This is a genomic window from Micromonospora zingiberis (assembly GCF_004331455.1).
Lineage (GTDB): Bacteria > Actinomycetota > Actinomycetes > Mycobacteriales > Micromonosporaceae > Micromonospora > Micromonospora zingiberis.
Genome location: NZ_SJJR01000010.1, coordinates 128,497 through 148,271, shown reverse-complemented (window position 1 = coordinate 148,271; position 19,775 = coordinate 128,497). Strand labels below are relative to the sequence as shown.

Below are 19,775 nucleotides of genomic sequence, written 5' to 3'. Positions count from 1 at the left end.
TGCGGGATAATGGTGGGATGCCCGAAGGTGACACCGTCTGGAACACCGCCCGCGTGCTGGCCCGCGCGCTGACCGGAACCCGGCTGACCGGCACCGACTTCCGGGTGCCCCGACTGGCCACCAGCGACCTCACCGGCTGGCTGGTGCACGACTGCGCCAGCCGGGGAAAACACCTGCTGATCCGGTTGGCCGAGCCGACCGGCTCGGCGCACTGGACACTGCATTCGCATCTGCGCATGGACGGCACGTGGCGGACGTACGCCCCCGGGGAACGCTGGAGTGCCCGCCCGGCCCACCTGATCCGGGTGGTGCTGTACGCCGCGACCGCGACCGCCGTCGGCTACCACCTGCACGAGGTGGACCTGGTGCCGACCGCCGACGAACACCGGCTCGTCGGCCACCTCGGCCCCGACCTGCTCGGGGCGGACTGGGACCCGGCCGAGGCGGCACGTCGCCTGGCCAGTGATCCGACCCAGACCATCGCGGTGGCCCTGCTGGACCAGCGCAACCTGGCCGGGGTCGGCAACCTCTACAAGTGCGAGGTGCTGTTTCTGCGCGGGATCCACCCCCGGACCAAGGTCGGCGACGTGCCCGACCTCGCCGGCCTGGCCACCCTGGCACACGACCTGTTGTCCGCGAACCGGGGCCGGTGGACGCAGAGCACCACCGGGTCGCTGCGCCGCGGCCAGACCAGCTACGTGTACGGGCGGCGAGCCCAGCCGTGCCGCCGCTGCGGCACCGCGATCCGCACGGAGGAACTGGGCGATCGGGTCACCTACTGGTGCCCCACCTGTCAGCCGGAGCTCGCGTGATCGACGGCAGTCGACCGGCCCGGCCAGCGGGGTGGCGCGGACGACACGCCGGATGAGCTGCAAATTGGCACGATTGGGTACTTCCTTAACCGGCCTGTCACGTCGCATGCTGCGGTTGAGCGCTCACGGATAGTCAACATCGCGCGAACCGGGCCGCCACGTCGGGGTGGTGGCGCCCGCGCCCCGATCACCGGGAGAGCCATGGCCGTGTTCCGCAGACTCCGGTCGACCTGGCTCGACCGCGCCGGCCGCAGTGACCAGCGGACCCCGTCCGCCGTGCCCAGTGCTCGTGCCGACCCGGACCCGGACGCCGCCACCGCCGAGGCCACCACCAGATCCGAGGCAGCCGGCACACCGACACCGGCCAGCCTGGACCCGGCGGTGGCGCCACGCTGCTTCGGCCCGATACCGAACCACGCCTACAGTCCGCTGCCGGTCGTCGACGCCACCGGCACCGTGCTGACCGGCAGCGGGATCCGCAAGTTCGTCGACCCGCTCCCCGGCCTCGGCGCCCTGGGGCGTACCCCGCTCGGTGCCGAACTTCCCGTCGCGGTACCGGACACCATCAGCCATCCCGGCTGCGACTACTACGAGATCGGGTTGACGGAGTACTCCCAGCGGCTGCACCGGGACCTGCCGGCCACCCGGCTGCGCGGCTACCGGCAACTCAACCTGGGCACCGACGGCGACGGGCACAACACCGTCGCCCCACCGCCGGTCCCGTGGTACCTCGGCCCGGTCGTGGTGGCCCGCCGGGGCCGGCCGGTACGGATCAAGTTCATCAACCAACTGCCCGCCGGACCGGCCGGCGAACTCTTCCTGCCGGTGGATCCGACCCTGTCCGCCGCCGGGGTGGGTCCGCTCGGCGGGCCGGCACCGTACCCGCAGAACCGGGCGGTGCTGCACCTCAGCGGGGCGCACACCGGCTGGATCAGCGCCGGCAACCCGCAGCAGTGGATCACCCCGGCAGGTGAGATCACCCCCTACCCGACCGGCGTCGGCCTGACCCACGTACCCGACATGCCCCATCCCGGGCAGGGTGCCACCACGCTCTACTACCCGAACGAGCAGAGCGGGCGGCTGCTCTGGTTCCACGACAACACGGCCGGGCTGTCCCGACTGACCGTCTACTCCGGACAGATCGCGCTCTGTCTGCTCACCGACGAGGCGCAGGATCGGCTGATCGCCGACGGGGTGTTGCCCGGCGACCAACTGCCCCTGGTCTTCGAGGACAAGACCTTCGTACCGGACGACGCCCAACTCGCCGCACAGGACCCGACCTGGGACCGGCACCGCTGGGGGGCGCGGGGCAGCCTCTGGCACCCGCACATCTACCAGCCCCGACAGAACCCGTACCGGCCGGAGGGCACCAACCCCACCGGCCGGTGGGACTACGGTCCCTGGTCGCGTACCGTGCCGGGCGGCGGACCGGAGGCGACGCCGGCAGCGGCGGTACCCAACCCGCGCCACGACCCGGACGCCGACCCGGACGAGCCGCCGGAGGTGCCCGGCGTACCGCATCCCAGCGCGGTGCCCGCCGCGTACGGCGACACCGTGCTGGTCAACGGCGCCGCCTACCCGTACCTGGAGGTGGAGCCCCGGGTGTACCGGTGGCGAATCCTCAACGCCTGCACCGACCGGTGGCTCAACCTCCAGCTCTACCGGGCCAGCTCCGACGCGCCGATGTGGACCGCCGAGGGCCAGCTCGCCGACGCCGACGCCGGCGAGGTGCCGATGGTCGACGCGGTACGGGCACCCGGACGCCCGGCGGGCTGGCCCACCGACGGGCGTCCCGGCGGGGTGCCCGACCCGGACGCCAGCGGACCCGACCTGATCCGGATCGGCAACGAGTGTGGCCTGCTGCCGGCCCCCGTGGTGATCCCGAACCGGCCGGTCGGCTTCCGGTACGACCGGCGCGACCCGACCGTGCTCAACGTCGATGGGCACGCCCTGCTGCTGGCCCCCGGGGAACGCGCCGACGTGCTGGTGGACTTCGCCACGGTCACCCCGGGCACGACGTTGATCCTCTACAACGACTGCCCCGCGCCGTTCCCCTCCTTCGATCCCCGCTACGACCAGCACACCGACGCGCCGGACCGCACCGCCGAGGGTGGCGCACCCCCGACCATGCCCGGCTACGGCCCGAACACCCGGACCCTGCTACAGGTACGGGTGGCCGGCACCCCGGCCGAGCCGTACGACCTCGACCGGCTGCGCGAGCGGCTGCCCACCGCGTACGCGGCCAGCCAACGCCCGCCGATCGTGCCCGACCCGGCGTACGACCCGTGCTTCGGCACCGTCACCCCCGGCCCGACCCGGATCCCGGTGCACGCCACCTCGGTCGAGTTCGTCCCTGCCGGCGCCGCCGCGCCGGTGACCCTGCCGCTGGCGGTCAAGGCGGTGCGGCAGGTCTTCGAGCCCGAGCACGGCCGCCTCACCGGGCGGCTCGGGGTGGCGCACCCACACGCCGGACCGCGCGCCGAGGCCGTCCTGCCGCTCGGTCCGAACGACCCCGCCACCGAGGTGCTGCACGTCAGCGACCCGGCCATGCCGATCGGCGCACCCGGCGACGGCACCCAGCTGTGGCGGGTACGCGGCACCGGACGGCAGAGCCACCCGGTGCGCTTCGACGGGCTGGACGTGCAGGTGGTCGGCCGGGTCGGTCGGGACGGGGCGATCCGCTCCCCGTATCCGGGCGAGCTGGGCTGGAAGCAGGTCGTCCGGGTCGACCCGGGTGAGGACGTGATCCTGGCAATGCGGCCGGAGGCACCACCGCTACCGTTCAAGATCGGCGACAGCGTACGGCTGCTCGACCCGGCCCGGCCCGTCGGCGTACCGGTCGGCTCCACCCCGGTCAGCCCGCTCGACGGGCGGCCGGCCTCGGTGGTCAACCAACTGGTCAACCTGGGCTGGGAGTACCGCTGGTGCGGCGGCGCGGGTGGGCACCGCGACCAGGGCATGAGCCGGCCGCTGGTGGTACGCGTGTCACCCCGGGCGCCCAGCGGGCTGACCGCCACCCCCGCGCCCGGCTCGGCGACCGCCCTGCCGGCGATCAACCTGACCTGGACCGGCAACGGCAGCCGCCCGGCGGCCACCAGCCATCTGCTGCAACGCGCCACCGACGCGACGTTCACCCGTGGGTTGACCGAGCTGACCGTGGCGGCCACGGCGACCCGCTACACCGACGCCACCGTCACCCCCGGCGTCACCTACCACTACCGCATCCGGGCGGAGAACACGGTCAGCTGCTCCGCCTGGTCGAACAGCATCCCGGCGTCGGTGCAGCTCACCGCGCCGACGAAGCTGACCGCCGCGATCCCGCCGGCCGCTCCACTGCGGATCGCGTTGCGCTGGGCCAACCGTTCCTTCGCCACCGGCATCGACGTGCAGCGGGCCACCAACCCGACCTTCACCAGCGGGCCCGGCACCACCGCCATCGGCGTCGGCGACCACCACCTCGATCCGGCGGTCGCCCCCGACACCACCTACTACTACCGGGTACGCACCACCTACCTGGGCGCCGCCTCACCGTGGTCGACGGTGGCCACGGTGACCACCCCGCCGGCACCCGGCGTACCGACCTCGGTGAGCGTGGCGACCAGCGCGCCCAGTCCGGACACCGCGACGGTGGTGCTGGGCTGGGCGGCCAGCACCCCGGCCAGCCAGGGCACCGGCTTCACCGTGGAACGCGCCCTCGACGCCGCCTTCACCCGCGAGCTGGCCACCTTCACCGTCACCGGCCGGGGCTTCACCAACACCGGCCTGACCCAGGGCGTCACCTACTACTACCGGATCCGCTCCTTCAACGTGGTCGGCGCCTCCCCCTTCACCGGCCCCATCCCCGTCACCACCCCGACCTGAGCCGAGTTGATCAAGAGCTTTTGGTCTGGATCCGGCGTTGTGGCGACCAAAACCTCTTGATCAACGCCGGCCGACGGAGGCCCGGAGGGCCGGGAGGGGGGTGGGGGTTAGAGGGTGGGGGTGGGGCGGGGGCGTAGTTCGGAGAGGGCGGAGGCGAAGCCGTGGAGGAGGTCGGTGGCCTCCGTCAGGCGGGCGGCGGCGGGGTGTTCGATCTCCGGGCGGTACTCCTCGGCGAGATAGCCGGCGGCGGCCACCACCAGCCGCTCGTACGCGGCCACGCCGGCCTCCAGCTGTGCGGTCAGCGCCTGATGTGCCTCGGCCAGCGGCGCTCGCGCGTCGGCCGGGGCGAGCCGGACCGCGCGTTCCACGCTGGCCACCCGGGTGGCCAGCTCGCGCAACGACTGTTCGGCCGCCGACGCCTCGGCGACGGCCGGCTCGGCAAGGCCGGTCAGCCGGCCGGACATCCCGACCATGGTCGACGCCGCCCGCTCCAGCCGCTCCCACGGCTCGGCGGCGCTGGTGCCCCGCAGGGCGGTGCGGGAACGCACCCGGCGTACCTCGGCCACCACGCCGGCCCCGACCGGCAGGCGTTCCACGGCGGCGACGAGGCGGGCCCGGTTGCGGGCGGCGGCCTGGGCCGGGTCGAGGGCGGGCGGGGCCGGCTGGGCGGCCAGCGCCCGCAGGTCCACCCAACGCCAGGCGGCCAGGGCCGTGGAGGCGCCCGCAGCGGCGGCCCAGAAGGCGTCGGCCAACCCGATCCCGGCGTACGGCGTCAGGATGATCGTCGCGCCACCGAGCCCGCCGGCCAGTACGCTCCACCGCCGGGCGGAACGCCGCAGCTTGCCCAGCCGCCGGAAGTAGCGGGTGCGCTCGTCTGCCACCGTCGCCTCCTCGACCCTCCGCTCAGCCGGCGGCGCTGGCGTCGCCGGTGCCCCGGTCCCGGTTCATGGTCGCCCTGATCTCGTCCAGCCGGGCCACGGCCGGGTCGGCGGTGGCCGGCTGCGGACCGCCCACCGCGCCGCGCTCGGCGCCGCCGCCGAGCTGATCGCCGGCCATGCTGGCCCGGATCTGGTCCAGCCGGGCCGAGCCGGCGGTGTCCAGGGTCGCCTTCTGGATCTCCAGCATCCGACCCTCGGCCGAGTTGCTGGCCAGTTCCGCGCGGCCCATGGCGTTGGCGTAACGCCGCTCGATGCGGTCGCGGACCTCGTCCAGGCTGGGCGTCGTGCCGGGCGCGGTGAGCGCGGACATCGACTCCAGCGAGGCGGCCACGCTCTCCTGCATCTTGGCCTGCTCCAGCTGGCTGAGCAGCTTGGCGCGCTCGGCGAGCTTCTGCTGGAGGATCATGGAGTTGTTCTCCACCGCCCGGCGGGCCTGCCCGGCGGCGGCGAGGGCCTGGTCGTGCAGCGTCTTCAGGTCCTCCGCGGCCTGCTCGGCGGAGACCAGCTGGGTGGCCAGGGTCTGCGCGGACTGCTCGTAGCGCGTGGCCTCGGCCTCGTCGCCCTTGGCCCGGGCCTGGTCGGCGAGGACCAGCGCCTGGCGGGCGTTGGACTGCAACCGCTCGACGTCGGACATCTGCCGGGACAGCTTCATCTCCAGCTGACGCTGGTTACCGATCACGGCGGCGGCCTGCTGGACCAGGGCCTGGTGTTGCCGGTGTGCCTCGTCGATGGCCTGCTGGAGCTGCACCTTGGGATCGGCGTGCTCGTCGATTCGGGCGCCGAAGAGCGCCATCAGGTACTTCCAACCCTTGACGAACGGGTTCGCCATCTGCGCGGTATCCCCTCAGTAACGTCGCTGCGCCAGCCCCCATGTCGGGTGGCCCAGCGCGGCCACCGGAGATGGTGGTTCCATCGTCCCAGCCACGCGCCGGCACGGCATCCGTACCGGCGACGAGGGGACGTCTGCGATCAACCCTACGCGGCGGCCGCCACCACGACCATCTGCCAACGGGCCCAGCCGGCACTCAGGCGGCGCAGACCACATCCCGGTCGGTACGGTCGGCGGGCCGGACCCGGGTGCTGCGCAGGGTCGCCTTGAGCGGCGAGTCCTGGCGCACCGAGACGGCGACGCCGTCCACGCTGACCTGGCGTACGGCGCGACCGGTGGCCTTGGCCACCGACGCTGCGGCGGCGACCGGGGTCGACTCGGCGGGCTCGTCCTGCACCGGCACGAGCACACCCGGCAGTTGTTCGGCGAGCGCGACGGTGTCACTGACCTCGCGCAGCAACTCGGAGAGGCGGGCGCCCAGCGCGTCGCAGATCGCGGCGAGCAGCTCGCTGGAGGGTTCCTTCTGGCCGCGTTCGATCTCGGACAGGTAACCCAGGCTGACGTTGGCGGCGGACGAGACCTCGCGCAGCGTGCGGTGCTGCCCCTGCCGGCGCGCCCGTAGTGCGTCACCGATCACCCGGCGTAGCAGGACCATCGCACCTCCCCTGGGGGACAGAGTACGCCCGGCCGTGCGGCCCGGCGGCGGCACCGGCTCCGGTCACCGGAGCCTTCCCGCAACCGTACCCGGTACGGGCCGCCACGACATCCCACCCCGCCCGGCTACTCCACCGCGTGGCTGCCCCGCCCGCCGCTGCCGACCGCCGCCTCGGCGGCGTCGGAACGCTGCGCGTGCTCGGTGAGCAGGCGTAACGCCTCGGTCACCGCGGCACCCCGGATCTGGTCGCGTCCGCCGTCGAGGTGGAGCTCGCGTACCTCGGTGCCGTCCGGGCCGGCGACCGCGACGTAGACCAGCCCGACCGGCTTGCCGTCCTGCGGCTCCGGCCCGGCCACCCCGGTGGTGGCCAGCCCCCAGTCGGCCCCGCAGCGACCCCGCCCACCCTCGGCGAGCGCCACCGCCACGTCGGCATCGACCGGGCCGCGCTCGGCCAGCAGCCGCGCCGGTACGCCGGCCAACCGCTCCTTCAACTCGGTCGCGTACACCACCAGACCGCCCCGGTAGACGGCGCTCGCCCCGGCGATCTGCACGATCGTGGCGGCCAGCAGTCCACCGGTCAGCGACTCGACCGTGGCGATGCTCTCCCGCCGCTCGGTGAGGCGGTGCACCACTCCGGCCGCCGCTCGACCCATCGATCCTTCGGCTTCTCGCACACCCACGTCTGGCATCCTTCCCGACCAGGCCGGGTTCTACTCGCCGCCGCGCGGTCAGCTTCGGGTACGGCGCAACCGCAGGGCCTGGGCGATGTAGTCGAAGCCGGTGACCACGGTCACCACGACCGCCGCAGCCATGATCCACGGACCGACCACGGCCAGCGCGGCCGGCATCGGCCACAGGTACCAGGTGATGGCCAGGATCTGCAGGGCCGTCTTGACCTTGCCGCCCCGGCTGGCGGCGATCACCCCGCGCCGGATCACCCAGAACCGTAGGGCCGTGATGCCCAGCTCCCGAGCGAGGATGAGCGCGGTCACCCACCAGGGCAGCCGGTCGTACCAGGACAACAGCAGCAGGGCGGCCCCGGTGAGCGCCTTGTCGGCGATCGGGTCGGCCACCTTGCCGACGGCGGTGACCAGCCCGAACCGCCGGGCGATCCAGCCGTCCACCAGATCGGTCACCGAGGCCACGGCGAAGATCACACAGGCGGTCACCTGCCAGCCGGGGTGCGTCATGCCGGAGACGGCCACCGAGGCCGCGAAGACCGGTACGAGCAGCAGCCGCAGGGCGGTCAGCGCGTTCGCGGCGTTCACCACCGGCACCCGAGCCACCACCGCGGCCGGCGTCGCTTCCGTCGCGCCGGTCATCGGCCCACGCTCGGGCACCACACCGTGTTGCTCCCCCGCCTCGCCCCGGTCCGTCGTCACCGCGCCGCGCCGGGCGCCGCCGAGATCATCTCATCCGGCACCGCCACCAGGTCCACGCCCTCGGTGCCGGTCACCGTGGCCCGGACCAGGTCACCTGGGCGCAGCGCGGCCAGGTCGACGCCGCCGTCGTCGGGCGCGACCAGGGTGGTGGAACCGTCCACCTCGGGCGCCTGGTGCGCGGCCCGCCCCTCGACCACACCGTCCTCGACCGAGTCGACCAGCACCTCGACCGTCGAGCCGAGCCGGTCCTCGGCCCGCTGCGAGCACAACTCGTCGGCGAGCGCGCTGAGCTTGTCGTACCGGCGTTTGATGGTGGCGGCGGAGACCTTGCCGGTCAGCCCGGCGGCCTCGGTGCCGTCCTCGTCGCTGTAGTCGAAGACGCCGATCGCGTCGAGCCGGGCCTCGGTGAGGAAGCGGACCAACTCCTCGACATCGGCCCGGGTCTCGCCGGGGAAGCCGACGATGAAGTTGCTCCGCGCCCCGGCCTGTGGCGCCAACGCCCGCGCCGAGGCGAGCAGTTCCAGGAACCGGTCGGTGGAGCCGAAACGTCGCATCCGGCGCAGCACCGCCTCGCTGGAGTGCTGGAACGACAGGTCGAAGTAGGGGGCCACACCCGGTGTGCTGGCGATCGCCTCGACCAGGCCCGGCCGGGTCTCCGCCGGCTGGAGGTAACTGACCCGGACCCGGACGATGCCGTCGATCACGGCGAGCTGCGGCAGCAGCTTCTCCAACGCGCGCGGGTCACCCAGGTCCTTGCCGTACGAGGTGGAGTTCTCGCTGACCAGGACCAGCTCGCGTACGCCGCTCTTGGCCAGCCACTCCGCCTCGGCGAGCAACTCGTCCGGCGTACGGGAGACGAAGGCGCCCCGGAACGCGGGGATGGCGCAGAACGCGCAACGCCGGTCACAGCCACTGGCCAGCTTGAGCGAGGCGACCGGGCCGCTGTCGAGCCGACGGCGCAGCACCGGCCGCAGGTGCGCCGGGGTGTGCTCGTCCACGTCGGCGCCCCGGCCGTGCCCGGGCAGCGACACCGCGCTGTCCCGGCGGGCGACCGGGGTCAGCGGCAGCAGCTCACGCCGGTCGCGGGGGGTGTGCGCGGTGAACTCGCGGCCTTCGACCACCGCGTCCAGCCGGGCCGCGATCTGTGGGTAGTCGTCGAAGCTGAGCACCGCCTGGGCCTCGGGCAGGCTGTCGGCCAGCTCCCGGCCGTACCGCTCGGCCATGCAGCCCGCAGCGACCACCTTGGCGCCGGTGTCGGCGGCGGCGAGCAACGTCTGGATCGAATCCTGCTTGGCCTTTTCCACGAAGCCGCAGGTGTTGACCACCACCACGTCGGCGCCCTCGCCGTCGGTGGTCACCTGCCAGCCGTCGGCGTGCAGGCGCGCGGCCAGCTCCTCCGAGTCGACCTCGTTACGGGCACAGCCCAGGGTCAGCAGGGCGACCCGGCGGCCGTCGGCAGCGGGCGGCTGCGCCAGGTCGCGGCGCGACGCCAGACCCGCCGAGCTGGAGTGGTCAGAAGAGGTGGCAGACACCATCCGAGGGTACCGGGCCGGTGCGCCCGCCCCGGCGGGGCGGGCGCCAGCGCGGTCGGTCGGACCAGCGGATCAGCCGGAGACGGCCGGGGCGAGGGTCCGGACCAGGTGGTCGAGCAGGAACACCTCGGTGCCGGCCAGCCCGACCGAGCAGAACACCGAGAGCTGGTCCGCGTCGGTGCGGCCGGGTGCGGCCCCGGCCAGCACCGCGCCCAGGTCGCGCAGCCGCGAGGCGTACGGCGCTTCGGCGGCCAGCATCGGCGGGTCGTACGATCCGGCCTGCGCCGGTGAGTCGGTGACCAGCACAGCGGCGGCGTCGAGCAGGTCGGGGCCGAACTCCGCGCGATCCCGCTGTTTGAAACCGACCGCGTTGACGTGGGTGCCCGGGGCCAGGTCGGCGACGGCCAGTACCGGGGTCGTACTGGTGGTGGCGAGTACCACCACGTCCCGGTCGCGGACCGCCGCCCGGGCGGTGTCCACGGCGCGGGCCGGGATGCCCAGTTCGGCGTGCACCCGGGCGGCGAACGCCGTCCGACGGGCTGCCGAACGGCTGTACACGGTCACCTCGCGCAGCGCGCGTACGGCGGCAGTCGCCCAGACCTGGGTCCACGCCTGCCCGCCGGAGCCGATCACGCCGAGCGTGGCGGCGTCCGGGCGGGCCAGCGCGTCCACCGCCACCCCGCCCAGGCCGCCGGTGCGGCGGGACCCCAACTCCTCGCCGACCGCCACCGCCCGCACCGCCCCGGTACCCCCGTCGTGCAGCACCACCACCTGCTCGGTCCCCGGATGGCCGAAGGTGTCGTAGGACCGGTAGCCGTACCACTGGCCGACCAGGTGCCCGGCGGTGAGGACCATCCGGCCACCGCCGAGCGGCGCGGCGGCCCGGGGCGGGGCCACCAATCGCCCGTCGTACGCGGCCAGCAGCGCCCGGCGCATCGCGTCCACCGTGGTCGGTGCGTCCAGGGTGGCGACGACCTCCGGATCGGAGATGAGCACGGTCATGCCTCCATCGTGCAAGGTAAAGCGAGGTTCAGGTCCACCGGAGGTGATCCGTCTCACCCGCGCCCGGTGTCCCCGCCGGTGCTACGGTCGGTCCCGGTGGCCCGCGTGGCCCCCCGGACGAGTCGAGGGCGTACCCGGTCAGGCCAAGACGCCCCGTACCTGGACCCGACTCGTCCCGGCGCCCGGTGCCCCGGGCGACCATGAAGAGGTGACCCGATGGCCTGGATCGTGCTGGTGCTCTCCGGACTGCTGGAGACGGCATGGGCGATCGCCCTGGACCGCAGCGCCGGCTTCACCCGCCCCCTTCCCTCCGCGATCTTCGCGGTCACGCTGGTGCTGAGCATGGCCGGTCTGGCGTACGCGCTACGGGAGATCCCGCTCGGCACCGGCTACGCGGTCTGGGTCGGCATCGGCGCGACCGGCACCGCGCTGGTGGGCATGCTCGCCCTGGGCGAGTCGGCCAGCCTGCCCCGGCTGCTCTGTCTGCTGCTGGTCGTCGCCGGAGTGGTCGGGTTGAAGATCTACCACTGACCTGCGCTGCGGAGGGAGCGTGGCGGGCGTCCGCATTGGGTAGAGACCGGACGGCAGACAACGACTCACCATCCGGAGGCAGACATGGCCACCAGCACCGTTCGCTCGACCAGCGCCGCCCGCATCTGCACCATCGTGGGCTTCGTGTGCGCGGTACTCGCGCTGCTGCTCAATCCGATCCTCTTCGGAGTCATCGGCCTGGTCCTCGGCGTCGTCGGCGCGGTGCTCGGCGACAAGCCCCTGGGCTGGTACGCCGCCGGGGCCAACGTGGTCGCCATGCTGCTCAGCATGCTGATCCTCAACGCACTCTGATCCACCGAACACCACGGGCCCGCCGCAGCACGCGGCGGGCCCGTGGTGCGTTGAGCGCACCGCTCAGTCGTCGGCGCCCCGCAGCCCGTCCAGGACCTCTTCCAGCTCGTCCGGTTTGACCAACACGTCGCGGGCCTTGGAGCCCTCGGAGGGGCCGACCACGCCGCGGGTCTCCATCAGGTCCATCAGCCGGCCGGCCTTGGCGAAGCCGACCCGCAGCTTGCGCTGGAGCATCGAGGTCGAGCCGAACTGCGAGGTGACCACCAGCTCGACCGCCTGCACCAGCAGATCCAGGTCGTCGCCGATGTCCTCGTCGATCTTCTTCTTGCTGTCCTGCGCGGGCGCCAGCACGTCCGAACGGAACTCCGGCTCACGCTGCTCCTTGCAGAACTTGACCACGTCGGTGATCTCGCGCTCGGTGACCCAGGCGCCCTGGATGCGGACCGGCTTCGAGGCGCCCATCGGCAGGAACAGCCCGTCGCCCCGGCCGAGCAGCTTCTCCGCGCCGGGCTGGTCGAGGATGACCCGGGAGTCAGCCAGCGAGGAGGTGGCGAACGCCAGCCGGGACGGCACGTTGGCCTTGATCAGGCCGGTGACCACGTCGACCGAGGGCCGTTGGGTGGCCAGCACCAGGTGGATGCCGGCGGCCCGGGCGAGCTGCGTGATCCGGACGATGGAGTCCTCCACGTCACGCGGCGCGACCATCATCAGGTCGGCCAACTCGTCCACGATCACCAGCAGGTACGGGTACGGCCGCATCTCCCGCTCGCTGCCCGGCGGCGCCTTGATCTCACCGTTGCGGACCTTGCGGTTGAAGTCGTCGATGTGCCGGACCCCGTTGGCCGCCAGGTCGTCGTAGCGCATGTCCATCTCGCGGACCACCCACTCCAGCGAGTCGGCGGCCTTCTTCGCGTTCGTCACGATCGGGGTGACCAGGTGCGGGATCCCCTCGTAGCCGGTCATCTCGACCCGCTTCGGGTCGATCAGCAGCAGCCGCACCTCGTCCGGCGTCGCCCGGGTCAGGATGGACATCAGCAGACTGTTGAGGCAGCTCGACTTGCCGGCGCCGGTGGCCCCGGCGATCAGGATGTGCGGCATCTTGGCGAGGTTGGCGACCACGTAGCCGCCCTCGATGTCCTTACCGAGCGCCACCACCATCGGATGGTGGTCGCTGGTGGCCGCGCGGGAGCGGAGCACGTCGCCAAGCGCCACGTTCTCCGGGTCGGTGTTCGGAATCTCCACACCCACCGCGCTCTTGCCCGGAATCGGGCTGAGGATCCGTACGTCCGGCGACTTCACCGCGTACGCGATGTTGCGGGAGAGCTGGGTGATCCGCTCGACCTTGACCCCGTGCCCCAGCTCGACCTCGTAGCGGGTCACCGTCGGGCCGCGGGTGAATCCGGTCACCGCGGCATCCACGTCGAACTGCTCGAACACGCCGGTCAGCGCGGCGATCACCTCGTCGTTGGCCTTGCTACGGGTCTTCGGCGCCGCCCCGCTGCCCAGCATGTTCGCCGGCGGCAGGGTGTAGTCACCGGCCAGCCCGGTCAGCGCGAGCTGCTCGGCCCGGGTCGGCGCGGGCGAGTGTTCCGGCGGCTCGGCCGGTTTGCGGCTCGCCGGCACCCGGGACGGCGCCTTGCGCGGCAGGACCATGGTCTGCTGGAGGTCCACGTCGTCCAGGTCGTCGAAGTCGTCCGGGTCGACCCGAGGCGGGGTCCGTTTCGCGGGGCGGCGCCGGGCCGGCGTGGCGGGCGCCTCGTCGGTGTCCGGTTCCGTCTGGCCGACCATGCTGCCGGCGAGCAGGCCGAGCCGCTCGGGAATCTTGTTGATCGGCGTCGCGGTGACCACCAGCAGACCGAACACCAGCAGCAGGATCAGCAGCGGCACCGCGACCCAGGCGGTGACGGCCCGCTCCAGCACGCTGCCCACGCCCGCACCGACCAGACCACCGGCGAAGTCCCGCTCGCCCGGGTCACCCGGCTGCTGGCCGATCTGCAGCAGCGCGGCGGTGGCGATCAGCATGGAACCCCAGCCGATCAGCCCGCGGCCCCGGTGCTCGGGGTCGCCGGGCTGACGCATCAGCCGCCAGGCGCCGATGCCGAGCAGCACCGGCACCACGACGGAGATGGCGCCGAGGAAGAGTCGGACCGTGTCGGCCAGGCGAGCCCCCACCGGCCCGGCGGCGGAGAACCAGATGGCTCCCGCGCTGAGCAGGGCGAGGCCGATCATCAGCAGCCCGGCACCGTCACGACGGTGCTCCGGATCCAGGTCACGGGCCGACGCGGCCTGCCGGCCGACGGCGCGTACCGCCCAACCGACACCGTGGGCCAGGCCCATCCACAGTGCCCCGATCGCGCGACCGACGTAAGCGGCCGGGCCCGGGCCCCGCGTCGCGGTGCGTCGCCGGGCCGGCGTGGTCTTCTTGGCCGGTTGACGGGCACGACTGTTCGTGCCAGCACGCGGCGACGCGCCGCGTCGCCGGCTCGCCTGAGAGGTACGGCCCGCCATAGCATCACCGTAACGGCGGGCCCCGCGTTACGCCGGTCTTCCTGGTCGCGTCCGCGTGTCGCAACGTGGTCCCCGCCACCTGCCGTGATATTTGCCTGGCGAAGGGATGCCGATGGCGTCGCCGGAGTTCGACAACGGTCTGGACGACCCGCTGGCCGGGCATCCGTCCACGCTGCGACCGTTGACCACCGACCTGGTCGCCGTGGTGCTCGGAAACCGGGGACACGCGGTGACCACCGACGCCGGTGGCAACCTGGTCGGCCGATGGGCCGAGGCGGACATCTGGTTCCTCCGGGCCGGCGCGGGCGAGTTGCTCCAGGTCCGCACGGTCGCCACGCACGCCTTTTCGGTCGACGTCGTGCCGAGGCTGCACGAATTCTGCAACACCTGGAATCGGGACCGGTTCTGGCCCAAGGCGTTCGTCCACGTCGACGACGGCGGGCAGGCGCGGGTCTGCGGCGAGGTCATCACCGACCTGGAGCGGGGCGTGACGCCGCACCAGTTGGACCAACTGCTGGACCGGGGCATCTCCACCGGCTGCCGGCTGGCCGCCGAGGTGGGCCGGATCCCGGGGACGGCGCCGCGGTGACCGGGTGGGCCGCCGGCGGCCGGAACCGGCCGCGCATGTCCGCACCAGGTGGGCGGGCCGTCGAACTGCTGGCCGACGCGCGGGACATGCCGGACGGCGAGGCGCGCGTCGCCGAGCTGGAACGGGTCGCCGCCCTCGCCGAGGCCACCGGAGACCTTCGGTCCGCAGTGGACGCCTGGTCCGAGCTGGTGGAAACCCACCTGCGCGGCGGCCAGCGGTGGCGGCTCTTCGAGCCCGTCCGGCGCTGCCTCGACGCCGCCCGGCCACCACAGCGTTCCGGCGACGCGTCACACCCCGACGGCCCGGACGAGGAGACGCTGCGCCGCTACCAGCGGTACGCCGTCGAGTCCCTGCTCGGTACCTCCCGCATCGGCCTCGACCAGGCCCGGACCATGCTGAACGGACTCACCGACCCGGCGGGCACCGGCGACGACGGCTCGGCACTCGTCGCCCAACTGCACTGCCGGATCGCCGATCACGTCGGCGACGAACCCTCGGCCCGACACTGGCTGCGGCGCTGGCAGGCCGCCACCCCGGACCCGGCCGCCGGGTGTCCCGAATGCCTGCCGGTACGCCAGGCCGAACTGCTCGCCGGCTGGGGTGACTGGGCCGAGGCGCTCGCCGCCGTCGAGCCGCTGCTCGACGGCCCGGGCGGGTGTACCGCCCAGCCCGAGGCAGCGCTGACGGGCGCGCTGCTGCCCTGGTTGCGGGCGGGCGCGGCGCAGCGGGCCGCCCACGCGCACGTCCGGGCGTACCGCCGACACCGGGTGACGCCGGACGGCTTCGACCACCTCGCCACCCACCTGCGGTACTGCGCGCTCGGCGGGCACCTCGACCGTGGGCTGGAGATCCTCGTCGAGCACCTGCCCCGCCTGGACCAACCGCACGAGGACCTGTCCGTGATGGAGTTCACCGCGGCGGGCGCGCTGGTCTGCACCCGCGCGGCGGAGGAACAGCGCGAGCGGACGGTACGGCGGCCGGCTTACCACGGGCGGCCCGCCGCCACGGTTGCGGTGGCCGCCCTCGGCGCCGAACTGCTCGCCATCTCCACCAGCCTGGCCGGCAGCTTCGACGCCCGCAACGGCACCGGGCACCAGTCCGGCCGGATGGCCGCCTGGCTGACCGAACGCCCGCTGGCCCCGCCGGTACCGCTGCCCGACGAGGACCCGGTCGGGCCGACCGCCGGGTCGAGCCACGACGACAGCTCCGGGGCCAACGACGGGGCCTGGGCCAACGACAGGGCCGGGGACGACGACAGGTCCGGGGCCGACGACGGGGCCTGGGGCGGCGAGCGGACGGGCGGGGGAGATCGGGGCGGCGGCGCGACGTCGGCGGAGGAGGAACTGGGGGCGCTGACCGTGGCGATGATCACTGCCGCGCTGGACCGGCGCGGTGACGGGTACGCCCTCGACAGCGCCGGCACGGTGCTCGGGCGCTGGGGCGCGGCGGTGATCCAGTTCCGGCGGGCCGGGGAACGTGGCGACGTGCTGCACGCGCGGGTGGTCGCCGACCGCCGGCTGCCGGCGGACCGCCGCACCGAGGCGTACGCCTTCTGCAACGGCTGGAACCGTGACCGGCTGTTGCCCAAGGCGTACGTGCACGATCCCGGTGACGGCGAGCTGGTGTTGGCCGGCGAGGTGGCCACCGACCTGGCGTACGGGGTCGCCCCGGCACAGGTCACGGTCCTGGTCGACGCGGCGGTACGGACCGGCGTCGCGTACGCCGAGGCGGTCGCCGCCCTACCCTGACCGCTTCGCGAGCGCACTCGGCCGCCGAGCGATGGCCGGGATGCTGGGCGGTGGCCGGGATGCTGGGCGGTGGGCCCGGCGGGCGCGAAGCCTGCCGGGCCCGGCCGATCAGCGCTGGCCGCTCAGGGCGCGGAAGTTCTGCGTGGTGATCAGGGTCAGGTTGTTGCGTTGCAGGATCTCGTTGACCGGCTGGTAGAACGTGGTGCCACCACGTACGCAGTCACCGGAGCCACCGGAGGTGACGCCCTGGGCCTGGTTGCCGGAGATCCACGAGCCGCCGGAGTCACCCGGCTCGGCGCACACGTTGGTCCGGACCAGCCCGCTGACCAGCCCTTCCGGGTAGCGCACGGTGGCGTTGCGCGCCTGCACGGTGCCGCAGCGGACCCCGGTGGTGGAGCCGGACCGGCAGATCGACGAGCCGGCGGGCACCTCCTGGGAGCCGGCGACCCGGGCGATGCCGCCCCGGAAGTCGGTCACCTCCGGCAGCACCCTGGTGTTGCTGTTCACCTGCACGAAGGCCCAGTCGTCGCCGGGGAAGGACGAGGCCCGGAAGACGCCCTGCAACTCACCGTCCGGGCCGGAGGTACGGTCACCGACCCGGCCACAGTGTCCGGCGGTGACGTAGCCGCCGACCACCGCGAAGCCCACCGAACAGCGTCCACTGCCGACGAAGAAGGGCTCACCGCCACGTACGTCGGCGAAGAGTCGCGGCTGCTCCTCGGTGGCCATCCGGACCGCCTGGCGCGGCACCCCGGCACGGGCGACGAAGCGCCAACCGGCCGCCTCGGCGCCCGGCGCGGCGAGCACCACGACGCTGTTCGAGGCCACGTCGACGTACCAGCCGGAGACGTTCTCGGCCCGTGCGGCAGTCCGGTCCATCCTGGTCTTGAGCGTGTCGAGCTGCCCGACCCCACGCTCGACCACCTTCGGTACCGCCCCGGTGGCCCGGACCCGGGCCGCCTCGGCCGCGTCCGCGACCGCCACGTTGAGCTGGCTGCCGTCGGCGCTGAGCCAACTGCCGCCGTAGTCCGCGCCGAGCTCGGACCGGAGCTGGTCGACCACGCCGGTCGCCCAGCGTTCGGTCTTCAGCCGAGCGGCCACCTGGGACTGGTCCAGCCCCAGGTCCCGGCGCATCGCCTCGACCACCTCCGGGTCGGCGCCCTCCACCGCCTGACCGGTCGGCGCGCTGCGCGGCGCCCCACCGTCACCGGCGAACGACGGCAGGGTGATTGCCGCCGCCGCACCCACCGCCGCCACCACGACACCAATGGCTGTCAATTTCCTGCGGTCCATCCGCCACGCTCCTCCCGGCCGGCGCGGGCACGCCTGCCGGGTCGGAGTACGGGCAAAACGTCCGAACGGTTCAGACCTCGACGACGGTGGGCACGATCATCGGCCGGCGCCGGTAGGCATCGTTGACCCAGCGGCCCACGGTCCGGCGGACGATCTGCTGGAGTTGGTGCGGATCGGTGATCCCGTCCGCCGCGGCCCGGTTGAGCGCCTCGGTCACCAACGGGATGACCGCGTTGAAGGCCGCCTGGTCCTCGGAGAAACCCTTGGCCGACACGGTGGGACCGGCGACCACCTTGCCGGTGACCGAGTCGACCACGACGGTGGCGGCGATGAACCCGCCGTCACCGAGGATCCGCCGCTCGGTGAGTAGCGACTCGCTGACGTCGCCGACGGCCAGCCCGTCCACGTAGACGTACCGGCTCTTGACGTGCCCGACCAGACTGGCCCGCCCTTCGACCAGGTCGACCACGTCGCCGTCCTCGCAGAGCACCACCCGGTCGGCCGCCACCCCGGATTCGATACCGAGCCGAGCGTGCGCCCGCAGGTGCCGCCACTCGCCGTGCACCGGCATCAGGTTGCTCGGCCGTACGACGTTGAGCAGGTAGAGCAGCTCACCGGCGGGGGCGTGCCCGGAGACGTGCACCTTGGCCACGTCCTTGTGCACCACCACCGCACCGGCGCGCGCCAGCCGGTTGATCACCCGGTAGACCGAGGTCTCGTTGCCGGGCACCAGCGAGGAGGCCAGCACCACCGTGTCGCCGGGGGCGATGGTGATGTGCCGGTGGTCGCCGCTGGCCATCCGGCCCAGGGCGCTCATCGGCTCCCCCTGCGAGCCGGTGGACATCAGCACGATCTGCTCCGGCGGCATCGAGGTCGCCTCGTCCAGGCCGACGACCAGGCCCGCCGGGATGTTGAGCAGGCCCAGGTCGCGGGCGATGCCCATGTTGCGCACCATGGACCGGCCGATGAGGGCGACCTTGCGGCCGTGCTCCAGCGCCGAGTCGAAGACCTGCTGGACCCGGTGCACATGCGAGGCGAACGAGGCGACGATGATCCGCCCCCGCGCCTTCGCGAAGATCGAGTCGAGGACCGGACCGATCTCCCGCTCCGGGGTGACGAAGCCGGGGATCTCCGCGTTGGTGGAGTCCGACAGCAGCAGGTCCACACCCTCGGCGCCGAGACGCGCGAAGCCGGCCAGGTCGGTGATCCGGCCGTCCAGTGGAAGCTGGTCCATCTTGAAGTCACCGGTGTGCAGCACCAGCCCGGCCGGGGTGCGGATGGCCACCGCGAGCGCGTCCGGAATGGAGTGGTTGACGGCGAAGAACTCACACTCGAACGGGCCGAGCCGTTCCCGACCCCCCTCGCGCACGGTCAGCGTGTACGGCTGGATCCGTCGCTCCGCCAGCTTCGCCTCGACCAGCGCGAGGGTGAACTGCGAGCCGACCAGCGGGATGTCGGGCTTGTGGGCGAGCAGGTAGGGCACCGCGCCGATGTGGTCCTCGTGGCCGTGAGTCAGCACGATCGCCTGGATGTCGTCGAGCCGGTCAAGGATGGGCCCGAAGTCGGGCAGGATCAGGTCGACACCGGGCTGCTCCACGTCCGGGAAGAGCACCCCGCAGTCGACGACCAGCAGCTTCCCGTCGTACTCGAAGACGGTCATGTTCCGACCGATGGCGCCGAGCCCACCGAGCGGGATGATCCGCAGTCCGCCCTCCGGCAGCGGCGGGGGAAGTTGGGCCTCCTCGTTGTGCGCCTCGGTCACGCGTTCACCTCATTCTGCGAC

At 73.2% G+C, this 19,775-nt stretch carries 16 protein-coding genes and 1 riboswitch; of the genes, 6 read left to right on the top strand and 10 right to left on the bottom strand.

Annotated elements, in window-relative coordinates; translation table 11 throughout:
* Nucleotides 1-17 precede the first annotated feature (17 nt).
* Nucleotides 18-812, top strand: coding sequence for a DNA-formamidopyrimidine glycosylase family protein (locus E0H26_RS16665; RefSeq protein ID WP_131304560.1), 795 nt, complete (start codon nt 18-20; stop codon nt 810-812).
* A gap of 201 nt (nt 813-1,013) precedes the next feature.
* Nucleotides 1,014-4,673: a hypothetical protein gene (locus E0H26_RS16660; RefSeq protein WP_131304559.1), complete on the top strand. Its 3,660-nt coding sequence runs from the start codon at nt 1,014-1,016 to the stop codon at nt 4,671-4,673.
* 107 nt (nt 4,674-4,780) lie between these two features.
* Here E0H26_RS16660 and pspM read toward each other — a convergent pair whose 3' ends face one another.
* The 7 genes from pspM to E0H26_RS16625 all read right to left on the bottom strand — a co-directional run bounded on the left by pspM (nt 4,781) and on the right by E0H26_RS16625 (nt 11,011).
* Nucleotides 4,781-5,554 (bottom strand): phage shock envelope stress response protein PspM, encoded by a 774-nt coding sequence (pspM, locus tag E0H26_RS16655; RefSeq protein WP_131304558.1) that lies wholly within the window; start codon nt 5,552-5,554, stop codon nt 4,781-4,783.
* Between the two features lie 22 nt (nt 5,555-5,576).
* On the bottom strand, nt 5,577-6,440 hold the full coding sequence (locus E0H26_RS16650; RefSeq protein WP_131304557.1) for a PspA/IM30 family protein: 864 nt from the start codon (nt 6,438-6,440) through the stop codon (nt 5,577-5,579).
* Between the two features lie 196 nt (nt 6,441-6,636).
* A complete protein-coding gene (locus E0H26_RS16645; RefSeq protein WP_131304556.1) occupies nt 6,637-7,095 on the bottom strand; it encodes a helix-turn-helix domain-containing protein in 459 nt (152 codons plus the stop codon).
* Nucleotides 7,096-7,220: 125 nt separating this feature from the next.
* Nucleotides 7,221-7,748 (bottom strand): CinA family protein, encoded by a 528-nt coding sequence (locus tag E0H26_RS16640; protein ID WP_131304681.1) that lies wholly within the window; start codon nt 7,746-7,748, stop codon nt 7,221-7,223.
* A 75-nt stretch (nt 7,749-7,823) separates the two neighbouring features.
* A complete protein-coding gene (gene pgsA / locus E0H26_RS16635; RefSeq protein ID WP_131304555.1) occupies nt 7,824-8,417 on the bottom strand; it encodes a CDP-diacylglycerol--glycerol-3-phosphate 3-phosphatidyltransferase in 594 nt (197 codons plus the stop codon).
* A 56-nt stretch (nt 8,418-8,473) separates the two neighbouring features.
* Nucleotides 8,474-10,012 (bottom strand): 30S ribosomal protein S12 methylthiotransferase RimO, encoded by a 1,539-nt coding sequence (gene rimO, locus E0H26_RS16630; RefSeq protein ID WP_240742215.1) that lies wholly within the window; start codon nt 10,010-10,012, stop codon nt 8,474-8,476.
* 69 nt (nt 10,013-10,081) lie between these two features.
* Complete coding sequence (locus E0H26_RS16625; RefSeq protein WP_131304554.1) at nt 10,082-11,011, bottom strand: ornithine cyclodeaminase family protein; 930 nt, start codon at nt 11,009-11,011, stop codon at nt 10,082-10,084.
* A 93-nt stretch (nt 11,012-11,104) separates the two neighbouring features.
* A riboswitch (guanidine-III (ykkC-III) riboswitch) is annotated at nt 11,105-11,169 on the top strand.
* Between the two features lie 58 nt (nt 11,170-11,227).
* On the opposite strand from E0H26_RS16625, the gene E0H26_RS16620 reads away from it, so the two are divergent.
* Both E0H26_RS16620 and E0H26_RS16615 read left to right on the top strand, forming a co-directional pair.
* On the top strand, nt 11,228-11,542 hold the full coding sequence (locus tag E0H26_RS16620) for a DMT family transporter (protein ID WP_131304553.1): 315 nt from the start codon (nt 11,228-11,230) through the stop codon (nt 11,540-11,542).
* A gap of 84 nt (nt 11,543-11,626) precedes the next feature.
* A complete protein-coding gene (locus E0H26_RS16615) occupies nt 11,627-11,854 on the top strand; it encodes a hypothetical protein (protein ID WP_102659646.1) in 228 nt (75 codons plus the stop codon).
* A 63-nt stretch (nt 11,855-11,917) separates the two neighbouring features.
* Here E0H26_RS16615 and E0H26_RS16610 read toward each other — a convergent pair whose 3' ends face one another.
* Nucleotides 11,918-14,362 carry an FtsK/SpoIIIE family DNA translocase gene (locus tag E0H26_RS16610; protein WP_131304552.1) on the bottom strand — a complete coding sequence of 815 codons (2,445 nt, stop codon included), beginning with the start codon at nt 14,360-14,362 and terminating at the stop codon, nt 11,918-11,920.
* Between the two features lie 112 nt (nt 14,363-14,474).
* Here E0H26_RS16610 and E0H26_RS16605 point away from each other — a divergent pair, with 112 nt between their 5' ends.
* Together E0H26_RS16605 and E0H26_RS16600 are read left to right on the top strand one after the other, a co-directional pair.
* Nucleotides 14,475-14,951 (top strand): YbjN domain-containing protein, encoded by a 477-nt coding sequence (locus tag E0H26_RS16605; protein WP_131304551.1) that lies wholly within the window; start codon nt 14,475-14,477, stop codon nt 14,949-14,951.
* A gap of 35 nt (nt 14,952-14,986) precedes the next feature.
* A complete protein-coding gene (locus E0H26_RS16600; protein WP_240742214.1) occupies nt 14,987-16,699 on the top strand; it encodes a type III secretion system chaperone family protein in 1,713 nt (570 codons plus the stop codon).
* Nucleotides 16,700-16,807: 108 nt separating this feature from the next.
* Here E0H26_RS16600 and E0H26_RS16595 read toward each other — a convergent pair whose 3' ends face one another.
* Entirely contained in the window at nt 16,808-17,992 is a 1,185-nt protein-coding gene (locus E0H26_RS16595; RefSeq protein ID WP_131304549.1) for a S1 family peptidase, read from the bottom strand.
* Between the two features lie 70 nt (nt 17,993-18,062).
* On the bottom strand, nt 18,063-19,754 hold the full coding sequence (locus E0H26_RS16590; protein ID WP_131304548.1) for a ribonuclease J: 1,692 nt from the start codon (nt 19,752-19,754) through the stop codon (nt 18,063-18,065).
* Nucleotides 19,755-19,775 lie beyond the last annotated feature (21 nt).